The organism is Neorhizobium petrolearium (assembly GCF_029854435.1).
In the GTDB taxonomy this organism is placed as follows: domain Bacteria; phylum Pseudomonadota; class Alphaproteobacteria; order Rhizobiales; family Rhizobiaceae; genus Neorhizobium; species Neorhizobium petrolearium.
The window spans coordinates 5,293,158-5,306,955 of record NZ_CP123000.1 but is presented as its reverse complement, the minus strand read 5'-3'; the positions used below and the strand labels follow the sequence as shown (position 1 = coordinate 5,306,955).

Annotated in this window: 12 protein-coding genes; 5 read left to right on the top strand and 7 right to left on the bottom strand. The window is 60.9% G+C overall.

Going from position 1 to position 13,798, the window contains the following annotated elements:
* Positions 1-30: 30 nt before the first annotated feature.
* Positions 31-1,020: an Ldh family oxidoreductase gene (locus tag QEO92_RS25520; protein ID WP_227704883.1), complete on the top strand. Its 990-nt coding sequence runs from the start codon at positions 31-33 to the stop codon at positions 1,018-1,020.
* Here the strand turns inward: QEO92_RS25520 and QEO92_RS25515 are convergent.
* From QEO92_RS25515 to QEO92_RS25500, 4 genes are all read right to left on the bottom strand, one after another.
* Positions 1,017-2,375 (bottom strand): ABC transporter permease, encoded by a 1,359-nt coding sequence (locus QEO92_RS25515; protein WP_227704882.1) that lies wholly within the window; start codon positions 2,373-2,375, stop codon positions 1,017-1,019. The genes QEO92_RS25520 and QEO92_RS25515 overlap by 4 nt on opposite strands.
* Positions 2,372-3,061, bottom strand: a complete 690-nt coding sequence (locus QEO92_RS25510) for an ABC transporter ATP-binding protein (protein ID WP_227704881.1) — start codon at positions 3,059-3,061, stop codon at positions 2,372-2,374. Before QEO92_RS25510 ends, QEO92_RS25515 begins: the two co-directional genes overlap by 4 nt.
* 2 nt (positions 3,062-3,063) lie before the next feature.
* Complete coding sequence (locus QEO92_RS25505; RefSeq protein ID WP_227704880.1) at positions 3,064-3,528, bottom strand: hypothetical protein; 465 nt, start codon at positions 3,526-3,528, stop codon at positions 3,064-3,066.
* A 111-nt stretch (positions 3,529-3,639) separates the two neighbouring features.
* The gene (locus QEO92_RS25500; protein WP_227704879.1) at positions 3,640-5,379 is read right to left on the bottom strand and encodes an alkaline phosphatase; all 1,740 of its coding nucleotides are present in this window, start codon (positions 5,377-5,379) and stop codon (positions 3,640-3,642) included.
* Positions 5,380-5,876: 497 nt separating this feature from the next.
* Here QEO92_RS25500 and QEO92_RS25495 point away from each other — a divergent pair, with 497 nt between their 5' ends.
* The 4 genes from QEO92_RS25495 to QEO92_RS25480 all read left to right on the top strand — a co-directional run bounded on the left by QEO92_RS25495 (position 5,877) and on the right by QEO92_RS25480 (position 10,420).
* A complete protein-coding gene (locus QEO92_RS25495) occupies positions 5,877-6,500 on the top strand; it encodes a ribonuclease D (protein ID WP_227704878.1) in 624 nt (207 codons plus the stop codon).
* On the top strand, positions 6,500-7,399 hold the full coding sequence (locus tag QEO92_RS25490) for a DUF817 domain-containing protein (RefSeq protein ID WP_227704877.1): 900 nt from the start codon (positions 6,500-6,502) through the stop codon (positions 7,397-7,399). The genes QEO92_RS25495 and QEO92_RS25490 overlap by 1 nt, the downstream gene beginning before the upstream one ends.
* Before the next feature lie 57 nt (positions 7,400-7,456).
* Entirely contained in the window at positions 7,457-8,515 is a 1,059-nt protein-coding gene (locus QEO92_RS25485; RefSeq protein ID WP_227704876.1) for a hypothetical protein, read from the top strand.
* 216 nt (positions 8,516-8,731) lie between these two features.
* Complete coding sequence (locus QEO92_RS25480) at positions 8,732-10,420, top strand: hypothetical protein (protein WP_227704875.1); 1,689 nt, start codon at positions 8,732-8,734, stop codon at positions 10,418-10,420.
* A 93-nt stretch (positions 10,421-10,513) separates the two neighbouring features.
* Here the strand turns inward: QEO92_RS25480 and rpsA are convergent, their stop codons facing one another.
* The 3 genes from rpsA to QEO92_RS25465 form a co-directional block, all read right to left on the bottom strand.
* On the bottom strand, positions 10,514-12,220 hold the full coding sequence (rpsA, locus tag QEO92_RS25475; protein ID WP_037151685.1) for a 30S ribosomal protein S1: 1,707 nt from the start codon (positions 12,218-12,220) through the stop codon (positions 10,514-10,516).
* 164 nt (positions 12,221-12,384) lie between these two features.
* The gene (gene cmk / locus QEO92_RS25470) at positions 12,385-13,014 is read right to left on the bottom strand and encodes a (d)CMP kinase (RefSeq protein ID WP_152601135.1); all 630 of its coding nucleotides are present in this window, start codon (positions 13,012-13,014) and stop codon (positions 12,385-12,387) included.
* 22 nt (positions 13,015-13,036) lie between these two features.
* Positions 13,037-13,678, bottom strand: coding sequence for an FMN-binding negative transcriptional regulator (locus QEO92_RS25465; RefSeq protein ID WP_037151688.1), 642 nt, complete (start codon positions 13,676-13,678; stop codon positions 13,037-13,039).
* Between the last annotated feature and the right edge of the window lie 120 nt (positions 13,679-13,798).

Sequence of the window (13,798 nt, the reverse complement as noted above, 5' to 3'; positions counted from 1 at the left end):
ACCATCCGTAACCAGCCTGGATATCCTTTCATGCACATGACCCTCGAAGAAACCGAAGCGCTCGTGAAGAGCGTTTTCGAAGCCAATGGCGTCCTCACCGAGACCGCCCGTTCCGTCGCACGCGCGCTCGTGCATGCGGAGGCCGCCGGGCAATACGGTCATGGGCTCAGGCGCATTCCGGCCTATATAGGCCAGGCGCGCAGCGGCAAGGTGGACGGAAAGGCAAGGCCGGTCGCCACGCGACCCCGGCCGGCGGTGCTTTCTGTCGACGCTGCGCTCGGTTACGCCTATCCGGCCTTTGACCTTGCCGTCGCGGAATTGCCGGCAATCGCCCGCAAGCAGGGCGTCGCGCTTGGCCTCGTCCATCGCTCGCACCATGCCGGCGTCATGGCGCTGACAGTCGAGAGGTTTGCCGAACTGGATCTCGTGGCGCTGATGTTCGCCAATGCGCCGGCCTCCATGGCCGCTTGGGGCGGGAGGAAACGCCTGTTCGGCACCAACCCGATTGCGTTTGCCGCGCCGGTAGCAGGCGAGGACCCGCTGGTCATCGATCTGGCGCTCTCCACCGTGGCGGCCGGCAAGATCATGGCCGCCAAGCAGAAGGGCGTGGACATTCCGGAAGGCTGGGCCTTCGACCGGGAGGGCAGGCCGACGACCGACCCTAACGAAGCGTTGAAGGGCCTCATGGCGCCTTCCGGCGGAGCCAAAGGCGCGGCGCTGGCGCTGATGGTGGAAATACTTGCGGCGGGCCTGACGGGATCGAATTTCTCCTACGAGGCCAGTTCGTTCATGGAGGAGAAAGGCACGCCGCCTTCCGTCGGGCAAATGCTGATCGTTATCGATCCTTCTGCCGGGGCCGGATCGGCCGCCGAACGGATCGCCGAACTGGCGCGAGAGATGACAGCCGAAGAGGGTGTTCGCCTGCCCGGCCGGCGCGGCCAGACCTCCCGCCGAACGGCGATCGAACAGGGCCTCGATATCGACGACGAGCTGATCGCATCGATCAGGGCATTGACTTAAGCACGAAGGGCGGTTGCCGGCGACTGGCGATAGGCCAGGATTGCCGGTACGGCCGACAGCACGGCCGAGACGCCGAGGAGGACAAGCGCGAGCTGCAGATCCTCATAGGTGAATTCGACCGGCAACACGATGCCGCTCTCGGCCGTGAAGAGGCCGGCAATCACCTCGGCGGCAACCAGACCTGCCAGGAAGCCCAGGCCAATGCCGAGGGCGACCAGGAAAAAGAGTTCCAGCCAGACGATCGCGAAGACCGAAAGCCGTGGCGCTCCGAAAGCCCGAAGCGCGCCGATCTGGCGTCGCCGCTGGCCGATATGCGTGACGGTGACGAGAACCAGCGCCGCCGCCACGAGGCCCTGCGAACCCGCCGCCACGGCGCTCAAGACCAGTTTGGCATCACCGAGCGTGGCATAGAGGCCGGTCAGCACTTCGCCTGGAAAAACGGCCAGCGTATTGCCACTGCGATATTCCTGCCGCAGCTTGTAGGCGTCCACGATCGTCTTCGGCTTCACCAGCACCGCAGGGAGGCCTGGAGTGTCGGCGGAAAAATCTTCAACGATCGGGGCATCTCCGTCGATGGCATGGTCGTCGTGGTCCTCATCATGCTCTTCGGCGGCTGCCACCTCGTTCTCGTGATCGTGTTCCTGCGCGGCTTCCAGAGGGCTATGGCCGTGCTCACCGGTGGCTGCGGCAGCGGGCGTCACTTCAGGCGCGTCGCCATCGTGATGTTCTTCCTCTTCGTGTCCATGCTCGTGACCGAGTCCATGGACATGCCAGACGGCCTGGATCGGCACCAGAATGGCGCGGTCCCACGGCGTGCCCGTTGGCCGCAGTTTACCCGCGACATGATAGACGACGCCCGCATGGGTCTCTCCGCCCGTCGCAGCCGTGCCGTGCATCGGCTTGATTTCTGCACCGACCGGCAGCTTGACGGCCGCACCCAGCACGGCTTCGCCTTCCTGCTCGAACATGCGGCCTTCCGCAAAACCGGAGACGGTGCTGGAAATCAAGGCGCGCGTCGTGCCAACCAGCGGATAGCCGGCGAAGGAGTCCCCGAAGCCCACGGGCGCTGCCCAGGCGACCCGCGAATCCTTCGAGAGCTTCGCCAGGACTTCGCCCGGCATCAGCGGCAAGGGAGCGGGCTGGAGGAAAACGGAGGACAGGACAAGCTGGGTTTCGCTCCCCGCCGCGCCGATGACGAGGTCGAACTTGTCCGCCGCCCGGGCACTGCCCAGACGCAAAGCCCGCTCTTGCAGCGTGACGGTGACGCCCAGCGCCGTCGCAAGCGCCACGAGGAGTATCACGACGGCGGCACCGGCCCAGAGACGGCGCAGATCGGACAGGATGAAGCGAATCATGCCGCCACCCCTTCACGCATGCTATCGGCGACGATACGTCCGGCACGGAGGGTGAGGCGACGATCCAGCCGATCGGTCAGGCGTTGGTCGTGTGAAACGACGATCAGCGTACTCTTCGTCTCCGCTGCCATGTCGAGCAGCAGCCGGCCGACGGTCTCGCCCGCCTCCACATCCAGACTTGCAGTCGGTTCATCGGCAACGATCACGCCCGGCTTGCGCAGAAGCGCGCGGGCGATCGCCACGCGCTGCATCTCGCCGCGCGACATCGTCTCGATCTTCTGATCCGGCCGGGAAAGGCCAACGGTCTTCAACAATTCATGGGCCCGGGTGACCATCGCCGCATCGGCGACGCGCGCAAGCCGCGCCGGCAGAAGCACGTTCTCAACGGCGGAAAGGCCCGGGAACAAGTGGAAATCCTGCATGACGAGGCCGACATGCTCAGCCCGCCAGCGATCGCGCGATGTTTCCGAGAGCCGAGCGATATCTCGCCCGTTCCAGACGACCTTGCCGGTCGTAACCCGTTCCAAACCGGTAACGACATTGATGAATGTGCTCTTGCCGGAACCGGAGCCGCCGGTCACGGCAACTCGATCTCCGGGAGAGAATGCCAGGGAATCTATCCGAAGGACAGGGCCATCCAGCCCGGGAAACGACTTGATCAGGCCATCAATATGCAACGAAAGCATGTTCAGACCGCCTGGTATGCGGCGTCGCGGATTCTCAGGCGACTGACGAACCCGGTATCGGGATCGGTCCATGAGCCGACCTCAAGCGTGCCGCGCACCTCGATCGTCTCGTTCGGCTGTGTGAAGGTCTGTTTGCGGTTGAGGTAGACGACGACGATATTGTCGGGCCAATCGGAATCGGACGAACAAAAGGGGCAGATGGACATGGGCACTTCGGTCAGCACGAAAAATTGCGCTTCTGCTTTCAGCGGTGGCGCCATGAAGCCGCGCATCGCAACCGGCTTTCCGGCAAGCTCCTTTACCTTTTCGGAGAATTCGAGCCCCAGAACGCTGATCTTGCCGTAGAGCTCATCGAAGGTCAGGTCATCGGAGGCTTCGGCCCTGTCCACCGTCATCAACAATGGCAGACCGGCCAGGAAGCCCAGTGTCCGACGGCGGCTCAATCGCGCCACAAACGACTTTTGCATGTCGCTCTCCCTCATTCCCAAGCCACTTATCTTCCTCTTTCCGAACGGCAAAGCAAGCGGCCAGAGGAAGCGGCAGGCGGCACGCCAAATGGGCATGCCGCCATTGCCATTCTAGTTCGTCTGCTTCACGCCGAGCGCGAAGGCATCGGCGAGGACCTTGTAGACGTCGCTCTGCTCCATGTAGCCCTTGAAGTTCTCCGAAGCGGGACCGGTTGCCTGCAGCACCACGTCATCGACCGTATGGGCGCCCGAGCTCGCATCCTTCGGCAGGTTGCCCTGGACGAAGACCGCGCCGGGAACATCCTTGTACGCTTCGTTCGCGACGTATTCCTTCTTGTCGTTCTGAACAGCCGGGCTGAACGGGCCGTCGAGCTTCGGGCGGAAGGTCTCGTAATGGTCCGGATAGTTGCTGACGAACATGGCAAGACGCTTCGTCACGTCGACGCTGTCCGGATAACCGTCCTTGTTGGCATCGACATAGTTCGGGAAGCCACGCACGCCGACCTTCTCGCGCATTTCGGTTCCTTCAGCCTCATCGTCGATCATGCCCACAATGGTGATGCCATGCGTATGGTCGCCGGTCACGACGAGCAAGGTATCCGGGTTCCTGGCGACGAAATCCTTGGCCACACCGACCGCCTGATCGAATTCGATCGTGTCAACGACCGCACGTTCATTGTCGAGCGGATGCGTCATCTTGTCGATGTTGGCGGCCTCGACCATCAGGAAGAAGCCTTCCGGGTTCTTCGAGAGCTGATCGATCGCCGTCTTCGTCATTTCGACGAGGCCCGGCTGATTGGGGAACTTGCCGACGGTGCCCTTCTTGAGGATTTCCCGGTCGAGGGCCACATCCATGTTGCCGGTGTGGAAGAGGCCGAGGATCTTGTCCGCGTTCGTGGCGGCGGCCAGTTCGTTCTTGTCGGTCGCAAGCTTGTAGCCTGCATCCTGGAACATCTTGATATAGTCCTTGTCGTCCTTGCGCTTGGAGCCATTCGTCGCCTGCGGAAGGAAATAAGCGGATCCGCCGCCAAGAATAACGTCCGGCTTCACGTCGAGCATCATGCCGACGATCTCTGCCTTGTCGTCGCGGCGACGGGTATGTGACACGATGGCTGCCGGCGTTGCATCTTCGATTTCCGAGGTGGCGACGATGCCGATCGACTTCTTCGTCTGACGGCGCAGCGCCTCGCCGATGGTCTCGACGCGGGGATCGTCCAGAGTATCCGCGGTGCGATCGGCGTAGACGCCGAGCGAATTGATGGCACCCTTGTGCCCGGTCATGTAGGCCGACATGGTATTGGCGCTGTCGGTGGTGATCGAGTCGGCTGCCGAGGTGCCGATGAAGGCCATGCGATCGAGATCGTCCATATTGAGGCGGCCGTTGGCCTTGCCTTCGGTCATCCCCTTGGACATGAGGCGAGCGGCAGTCCGGTGCGCCACGGAAAGACCGTCGCCAAGCATGAAGATGATGTTCTTCGCCTTCGGGGTCGTACCGGTGTTATAGACGTTCCAGGTAACGCTCTTCGTTTCGGAGCCTGCGGAAACCTCAACCTTGTAGTCGCCTGCATTGGCAATCGTCAGACCGCGCAGGATGACGGCAGAGCCGGCAACCTTGTCCTTCACCTTCTCTTCGGCGACGAACTGGACATCCTTGCCGAGAACGGCCTTGTAGTCCTGGCCATTGACGGTGATCTTGACGTCCTCCGGCTTCACGACGCTGCTGAACTCAACCTTGAAGTCGAAAGGGGAGCCGGAAAGGATCGTCGCACGATCCAGCGGATAGACGGTAGCGGCCTGGGCGCCACCGGCGAGTGCGGTCGAAACGACCAGGGCAGCAAAAAGCTTGCGCATAGTAAACCTCACGAAAAGTTCAAAAGGGAAGGCGAGGATTGCTATATCGGCGGCCCGTGACACGCACGTGACGTTATCGCCATATCGTTCGGCGGACCCGGACGAGTCCGTCCGACGCAACAACGTGTCGATCAAAGGGTATCGGAGGAGAAGGCTGAAAATAGAAAAGCCTGGCGCGGGAGGAGGATGCGCCAGGCTTTAAACTTGATCGACAACTGGGAGGAGGAGGTGTTGTCGATCCGTATCAAGCGACACTGGGAGGAGGAGTGCGTCGCTCAATGACTATTGATATAGGATAATCGATTAAGCGTGCCAATCCATCCTGTTGCAATGCAGCAATGCATTCAGCGCAAAGCTGAGCATTTGCTCAGGCTTGAACTTGTCGCTCGGCAACAGGCTTTTCGGCAGCCCGGGCCTCCCCCTCCCGAAGATGACGGTATCCTTGGCGAAAAACGTGGTCTATAGCGGATGGCCGAACATAGGCGACGGAGACGAACATGGCAGAGATTCGATATCATAAAGGCGATATTCCGGCGGCTGATGCAGCCCGCTACACGGGTGCTATCGCCATCGATACGGAAACACTCGGCCTCGTTCCGCGCCGCGACCGGCTCTGTGTCGTGCAGCTTTCGCCGGGCGATGGCTCCGCCGACGTGATCCGCATCGCCGCAGGCCAAAGAGAAGCGCCGAACCTTGTCGCCATGCTTACCGATCCGTCCCGGCAGAAGATCTTCCACTACGGCCGTTTCGATATCGCCGTTCTCTTTCAAACATTCGGGGTGACCACGGCACCTGCCTTCTGCACCAAGATCGCCTCGCGCCTGACACGTACCTATACCGACCGGCACGGCCTCAAGGACAACCTTAAGGAACTGCTCGATATCGACGTGTCGAAAGCGCAGCAGCAGTCCGATTGGGCTGCGGAGGTACTCTCGCCGGCGCAACTCGAATATGCCGCTTCCGACGTGCTGTACCTGCACGCACTGCGCGACAAGCTGAACGAGCGACTCGTGCGCGACAACCGCCTCGAGTTCGCCCAGGCCTGTTTCGACTTCCTGCCGACCCGGGCAAAACTTGACCTGCTCGGTTGGGAAGAGACGGACATCTTCGCCCACAGCTGATGGAACGGCGTTCCCCAGAACGTCCTCCGGCGCATGAGACGGGGCCTTATCTCGAACCGCTGCGCCTTCTCGTTCGCGGTGTGCTGGCGCCACTTCCCTGGTGGCTTTCCGAGTTCATCCTTTTCGGGCTGAAACAGGCCTGGGCCTGCCTGTTCGCGGCGATCATGCTCACCCTGCTGCTCGTCACCAAGTTCGTCTGGCAGCCGGACTGGGCGCTTTACCGCTACGATTTCCTGTTCATCGCCGCACTGGCAATCCAATTCCTGTTTCTGCGTTTCAGGATGGAAAGCTGGGACGAGGCCAAGGTGATCCTAGTCTATCACGTCACCGGCACCGTCATGGAAATCTTCAAGGTGCATATGGGATCATGGGCCTATCCGGAACCCGCGATCATTCAGATCGCCGGCGTGCCGCTGTTTTCCGGCTTCATGTATGCCTCCGTCGGTTCCTTCATGGCCCGCACGATCCGCATCTTCGACATGCGTTTCACCCGCTATCCGCCGATGTGGCTCACCGGATTGCTGGCGATCGCGATCTACGTCAATTTCTTCAGTCATCACTACCTGCCGGATCTGCGTTATCTTCTGTTCGCAGCAACCGTCGTCGTCTTCCGACGCGTCGATATCCATTTCACGACAGACCGGACGACACTGCGTATGCCGCTGGTCGTGGCAGCGTTCCTCTCATCCGCCTTCCTGTGGGTTGCGGAGAACATCGGCACGCTGACCGGGACCTGGATCTATCCGACGCAGAAGACCTGGCATGTGGTTTCATTCGGCAAGCTCGGATCCTGGTACCTGCTTCTTTACGTCAGTTTTGTGCTGGTCACGCTGGTCCTCAAGCCGCGGTCTCCAATTCTCGTTGGGACAAGCGCTAATCAGCCGGCAATAATTCGTTAACCTTCGAAACCTATCGTCGCCTCCGGCATATCTCTCAATGAGACCGGATAATCGGGCATGTTGCTTCCAACACAGCAGACCTACGGACTTGCGGCAACCAACGTGATGCAATCGATGCTCGACAGCATCGAGGAACAGCGCAAGGAAGAGGAAGCCGAACGGTCCGGCAAGGAACGCGATCCGGTCACGGAGGCGCGAGTCAGCGCCAGCGAGGAGGCCAAGCGCGCCAGGGAGAAGATTACCTCCGCGCTGTTCGGCACCAACCGCACAGATCCCAACGAATTGAAGATCGATCTCATCGACCGTCTGGCCAAGAAGCTCGGCCTCGATACCGATGAGGCCCGCTCGAACTATCGGCTGGGCGAAGCGCTCAAAGATCTGCTCAAGCCGATGGATCTGACCCAGATCAGCAAGTTGGAGGAGGATCTCGGGCTCAAGGATATCGGCATCTCCATCAAGACGCTGCTGGCAGCAATCCAGAATCCCTACGGCGACGACAACCAGCGCCTGATGGACGCCTTCACCAAAAAGGCCAATGGCGGCAAGCTCGGGGCGGAAGTCGACCGCGTGGTCCAGCGGCTTGAGGACGTTGCCGATCCGAAAACTCTCGAAGAATTGAAGCTCGGCCCGCAGGGTTACGATCCCACCCGCGTCGAGGACGAGGAAACCCGCGCCGAGCGCCAGGAAGACATCGAGGCCGCGGAAGCCGGCAAGAAGCTCGAGGACGTTCAGAAAGTCCAAGACGTTATCGAGAAGACGAACAAAAATGACGGAGCGGACGTGGGCGGCGACGGCAAAACCGACGCTGCTTCCGTCGACACGCAGACGCTGCTGAGCGTGTTTGCCGCTGCAGCCGAGCAGGTCGCTCTTTCCGATTCGGCCGAGGCGGGCGGCGACACACCGGCCGTCGACGAGGCAACCTCCGAGGAAGATCAGAACCAGACCAGCAAGATCCTCGTTGCCGGCGAGGCGCCCGCGAGCGAATTCACCGCCGATGCCGTGGAAACGCTGCTCGAAGGCCAGGCAGTCGAGGCAACCACGGTTGGCGGAATCCTGCCGGTTCGCGTGGACGAGATTGGCATTTATGAATTGTTGAAAAAGAAGTTGGCCGCGTGATCCCGCAATAATCCGGACTGTCCGCTTACTGTGCCGTCCAAGATCATTCCTCGCCCGCATGTTAGCGAGACGTTAACCTTTTTGCCGGAGATTGATTGCCAGCTATCGGCATTGGGAACGCCATGAGGCGTTACGGCCGCAACGCCGTTCCGTTGCGAAAACACACAATCGCGTGGCCGAACTGTCCTGTCGTCACAATCAGACATGGAGCGGACAATGCTGCCTCCGGTTCGTGCCACGTTAAGTTCATTCATCGAATACCAGAACCCGTCGCAGCAGCTGGCCCTGCGCCAGCGCATCACTGTCGGCAACAATTCCGTAAATGCCGAGACCATCGCTTCCTCGTCCCTGTCAGGCGGCAGGCTGGACATTCTCTCGCTTTCGGCCCAGATCCAGCTCGCGCAGGGTGCCTCGATCTTCGCGGAGACCATCGGCAAACTGATCAGAGTTCCTCGCCGTGAGGGGGAAGCCCTGCTCGACTATGCCAGGCGTCTTTCGGAAGCGGTCAAAGCGATGAATCCGGCTGAACGTGCTGTGCTCGAGCGTATGCTCAATCAGCTCGTCAAGGGTGTTTCGCTGCGGTTGCTGGCCGAAATTCTCAACAATCCCACAGGGCCGGATGCGGCCCGGCTCGCCTTGCGGATGGAAACCGCTCAATTGCTCGATCGCGATCTCGCCGCCAAAGCGGTCGTCAGTTCCTATCGCCAGAATGCCGGGACTGAGCAGGTACTCAACCCGCCGTCGCGACCTGCCAATACCATCCCGGTCCCGCCCGATCAGACTGTCGGAACGAACTTTTCGTCCGAGGCAGAGTCGGTTGCGGCTTCGGCGCCGCCGTCAGATGACGCCGGCAGCGTTCCAGCCGGTCAACGCGACAATATCGGTACGAAGGCCACCGGCAGCGGCGAGGCGTCAGCACAGCAGGCCGCCGCGGCTTCGATTGAGGCGGACGAGATACTTTCCGCTCCCGAATCGAGCATGCTCTCCACAGATACGGAAATCACGATTTCCGCATTGCACGAGCAAAGTGCGCTGCACGCGGAAAACAATGCTGAAGGCGAGGTCGCCAAAGCAGCTACGGTCGAGCAGCAGGCCGCGGCGGAAGTTGCCGAAGGCGACCGCTCCGATCTCTCTGCGGACCCGGCGGAGGAGACGCCGGAAACTCCACCCACGGCACGGCGTCCCGGGAACGGGGAAGAGAACAACGCACGCCCTGCTTCGATTGAAGGACGCACCTCGTCGGCTATCTATGACGGCCCGGCACTTGCCCGTCTTTCGCAGCGAAACCTTGAACAGACGCATCTTTCAGTCATATCGAACAAGGCGACGCCTGCAGCCATGACCGAGTGGCTTGCCGAGGTCTTCGCGGAAGGCAACAGCGAACTCCTGGAACCGCTGCCACCCGCAGCGAGGCCTTTGCCGGAGCATCAGGAACTGGAGGAACGGGCCGACGGCCAATCCCCTGCAAGACCTGATCCGCTCACCAAAGAAGCCGCAGCCGATCGTTTGCCGAGGCCTGCCGCGCCCCGCCTCTCGGAACCGGACGTTCCGGCTCCGGCGACCCGTCCGGCCCTCCCCCAGGCGAACACAAGCGGCCAGCCCGCCAGTGCGTCGCAGTTCCCGGAACAATTCGCCCTCCCCCTGCCAATACCGCTGCGTGAGGGCATTCCCCTGCCCTTTGTCCCCTATCCGCCCGAAGAGCGGGAAAAGGACCCGGAAGAACGCAAGACGCGGGAAATATCGAAAACCGACGAGGATGGTGAAGAGCAGCATTCGCCCGAGGACCAGGCGTTTCACGAGAACAAGTCGACCGAGGATCAGGACGAGGAAACAGGCGAGGACACGACCGACGAGGATGCCGGCCGGGCCAACGATCTTTACTGGCGTATGGCCGGATGGACCTGATCCTCGGGTCTCAACCCGAGGACGACAGCTGGAAGGGCATGAAAAAACCGCCGGACCTTCGATCCGGCGGTTTCAATTTCTGCAAGACGTCGATTACTCGGCGTTGTTGCGGTTCTTCAGAGCCGCGCCGAGAATGTCGCCGAGCGAAGCGCCCGAGTCGGACGAACCGAACTGAGCGACGGCTTCCTTCTCTTCAGCGATCTCGAGAGCCTTGATCGACAGCATGACCTTGCGATCCTTCTTGGAGAAGTTGGTCACGCGGGCATCGACGACCTGACCGACCGAGAAACGCTCCGGACGCTGTTCGTCACGGTCGCGGGAAAGATCGGCGCGACGGATGAACGACGTGATGTCCTCGTGGTTGACGAGCTTCACTTCGATGCCGCCATCGTTGACGGCGATGACTTCGCAGGAAACGACGGCATTCTTGCGCAGGTCGCCGGAAGCGGCTGCTTCGCCGACCGAGTCACGGCCGAGTTGCTTGATGCCGAGCGAGATGCGTTCCTTCTCGACGTCCACATCGAGAACGACGGCCTTGACGACGTCGCCCTTGTTGTATTCCTCGATGACCTGCTCGCCCGGGCGGTTCCAGTCGAGGTCGGAGAGGTGAACCATGCCGTCGACGTCGCCTTCGAGGCCGATGAACAGGCCGAACTCGGTCTTGTTCTTGACTTCGCCTTCGACTTCGGTGCCGGCCGGGTGGCTGTAGGCAAATGCCTGCCACGGGTTCTCGAGGGTCTGCTTGAGACCGAGGGAGATGCGGCGCTTGGACGGATCGACTTCGAGAACGACTACGTCAACGTCCTGCGTGGTGGACAGGATCTTGCCGGGGTGAACGTTCTTCTTGGTCCAGGACATTTCCGAGATGTGGATCAGGCCTTCGATGCCCGGTTCCAGTTCGACGAATGCACCGTAGTCGGTGATGTTCGTGACGGTACCGGAAATCTTCTTGCCGACCGGATACTTGGCGGCAATGCCATCCCACGGGTCCGACTCGAGCTGCTTCATGCCGAGCGAGATACGATGGGTTTCCTGGTTGATGCGGATGATCTGAACCTTGACCTGCTGGCCAATGGACAGGATTTCCGACGGATGGTTGACGCGACGCCACGCCATGTCGGTAACGTGCAGCAGGCCGTCGATGCCGCCGAGGTCGACGAACGCACCGTAATCGGTGATGTTCTTGACGACGCCTTCGACCACCTGGCCCTCTTCGAGGTTCTGAACGATCTCAGAACGCTGCTCGGCGCGGGACTCTTCGAGAACCGTGCGGCGCGAAACCACGATGTTGCCGCGACGCTTGTCCATCTTGAGGATTTCGAAGGGCTGCGGGTTGTGCATGAGCGGAGTGACGTCGCGGATCGGACGGATGTCGACCTGCGAACGCGGCAGGAAGGCAACGGCGCCGTCGAGATCGACGGTGAAGCCACCCTTGACCTGGTTGAAGATGACGCCTTCAACGCGCTCGCCGGCCTCGAACTTGGCTTCGAGCTTGACCCAGCTTTCTTCGCGGCGCGCCTTCTCGCGCGAGAGAACCGCTTCGCCGAGTGCATTTTCGATGCGCTCGACATAAACTTCGACTTCGTCGCCGACCTTCAGCGATCCGTCCTTGCCCTTGGCGCCGAATTCCTTCAGCGCGATGCGACCTTCGACCTTGAGGCCGACGTCAACAACCGCGACGTCCTTTTCGATCGCCGTCACAATGCCCTTGGCGACATAGCCTTCAGCAAGGTCGGTCTTGGAAAAGGACTCTTCGAGGAGGGCTGCGAAGTCCTCCCGCGTGGGGTTAGATACTGCCATGAAATCTCCTAGAGTGCCTCTAAACAGGCACGTATGCGCCGGTGGTTCGTGTTACACATGCCTGAGCATCAGGTCCGCCTCCTCTGTAGAGGCCAATCCGGCGCGGGGACCGAGCGTCAAGCGGGTTCTCAAAGACGAAGCCGGACGCAAACCGGCTCACATCGTCAAGTCATCTTCAAGGCGGCGTCGATGACAACCTTCGCTGCCTGAAACGCGGCCTCTATACTCATTTCCGACGTATCAAGCAAGTACGCATCCTCGGCAGGCTTCAGAGGGCTATCGGCGCGGCCCATATCCCGTTCGTCACGCTTCTTCACGTCGGCGAAAATCGCCGCATAATCCGCCATGCCGCCCTTGGCGAGAATCTCGTCATAACGACGTCTCGCCCTCACTTCCGGCGAAGCGGTCACGTAAAGCTTCACCTGCGCATTCGGGCAGACGACCGTTCCGATATCCCGGCCATCCAGCACTGTTCCCGGCTCTCTTTGCGAGAAATCACGCTGCGCCTCGACCAATGCCCGGCGGACGGAAGGCATGACGGCAATCTTCGAGGCCGCCTCGCCGATCTCATGGCTGGACAATATATCGCGATCAAGCCCCGCCAATTCAACGCCTTTTGCCACTTTCTCGGCGACCTTTTCATCATCGAGCGGCAGACCGGCATCGATCAACGCCTTTGCGGTGGCACGGTAGGTGAGGCCGGTGTCGAGATGGTGAAAGCCGTATTCTTCTGCGAGGCGGCGGGAAAGCGTGCCCTTGCCGGAGGCGGCGGGTCCGTCGATAGCGATGATCATTCCAGACGTCAATTTCGAAAACTCAAGCTTCGCGCGCTGCGCCATAATGGCGGACGAGCTCCGCCATATCGTCCTGTCCGGGCATTTCATCAAGCCCCGCCGCAACACCTTTGCGATCGGCGACCGGGCGGTTCTGGCTTACCTTCCACTTGCCTTCGATCTCGGCGATCTCAATCTCCACGCCGACGATGCCCTTCAGCTGCGCGCGAATGAAATCTTCCGGCGCATCGCCTATCGACCAAGGCAAGGCGCGCTTGCCCTCATGCTGATTGGTCATGGCATTGATCTGGGCAAGCAGCCAATCGGCATCCTCCATAACCCGGGCGGGCCCTCTTGCCTGGACGATCGCGTAATTCCACGTCGGCACGACTTTGCCGGTCTCGCGCTTGGTCTGATACCATGAGGGCGTAACATAGGAATCCGCACCTTGGAAAACAGCTAGAACCGGCGCTCCGTCTCGGATATCCTTCCACTGGCCGTTCGCGCGGGCAAGATGCAGCCTCAGCGTTCCCTTTGCCGAGGCATCGGCATCCAGATGGAATGGCACCGGATTGGCAATGAGGCCGGAATTGCCGGAGGTAATCAAAAGGCCGAGCGAATGCGCGCGGATCAATGCATGCTGGGTGCCCAGGTCTTCTTCTCGAAAATGCGGCGGTTGATACATGGGCGGCTTCCTTCCATCCTGACGGGGTGACTATCATAAAGCTGCCGGACGGTCACCCGGGACGCGTTGATGCAATCCATGAAAGTTTGTCTTTGACATCACGGGGTACAAGCCTTATGG

Excerpts from the sequence above, each read along its gene's own strand:
- QEO92_RS25500 (WP_227704879.1), bottom strand. The coding sequence starts at position 5,379 with ATGCGCAAGCTTTTTGCTGCCCTGGTCGTTTCGACCGCACTCGCCGGT.
- QEO92_RS25490 (WP_227704877.1), top strand. The coding sequence starts at position 6,500 with ATGGAACGGCGTTCCCCAGAACGTCCTCCGGCGCATGAGACGGGGCCT.
- rpsA (WP_037151685.1), bottom strand. The coding sequence starts at position 12,220 with ATGGCAGTATCTAACCCCACGCGGGAGGACTTCGCAGCCCTCCTCGAA.
- QEO92_RS25480 (WP_227704875.1), top strand. The coding sequence starts at position 8,732 with ATGCTGCCTCCGGTTCGTGCCACGTTAAGTTCATTCATCGAATACCAG.
- QEO92_RS25520 (WP_227704883.1), top strand. The coding sequence starts at position 31 with ATGCACATGACCCTCGAAGAAACCGAAGCGCTCGTGAAGAGCGTTTTC.
- cmk (WP_152601135.1), bottom strand. The coding sequence starts at position 13,014 with ATGATCATCGCTATCGACGGACCCGCCGCCTCCGGCAAGGGCACGCTT.
- QEO92_RS25510 (WP_227704881.1), bottom strand. The coding sequence starts at position 3,061 with ATGCTTTCGTTGCATATTGATGGCCTGATCAAGTCGTTTCCCGGGCTG.
- QEO92_RS25505 (WP_227704880.1), bottom strand. The coding sequence starts at position 3,528 with ATGCAAAAGTCGTTTGTGGCGCGATTGAGCCGCCGTCGGACACTGGGC.
- QEO92_RS25485 (WP_227704876.1), top strand. The coding sequence starts at position 7,457 with ATGTTGCTTCCAACACAGCAGACCTACGGACTTGCGGCAACCAACGTG.
- QEO92_RS25495 (WP_227704878.1), top strand. The coding sequence starts at position 5,877 with ATGGCAGAGATTCGATATCATAAAGGCGATATTCCGGCGGCTGATGCA.
- QEO92_RS25515 (WP_227704882.1), bottom strand. The coding sequence starts at position 2,375 with ATGATTCGCTTCATCCTGTCCGATCTGCGCCGTCTCTGGGCCGGTGCC.
- QEO92_RS25465 (WP_037151688.1), bottom strand. The coding sequence starts at position 13,678 with ATGTATCAACCGCCGCATTTTCGAGAAGAAGACCTGGGCACCCAGCAT.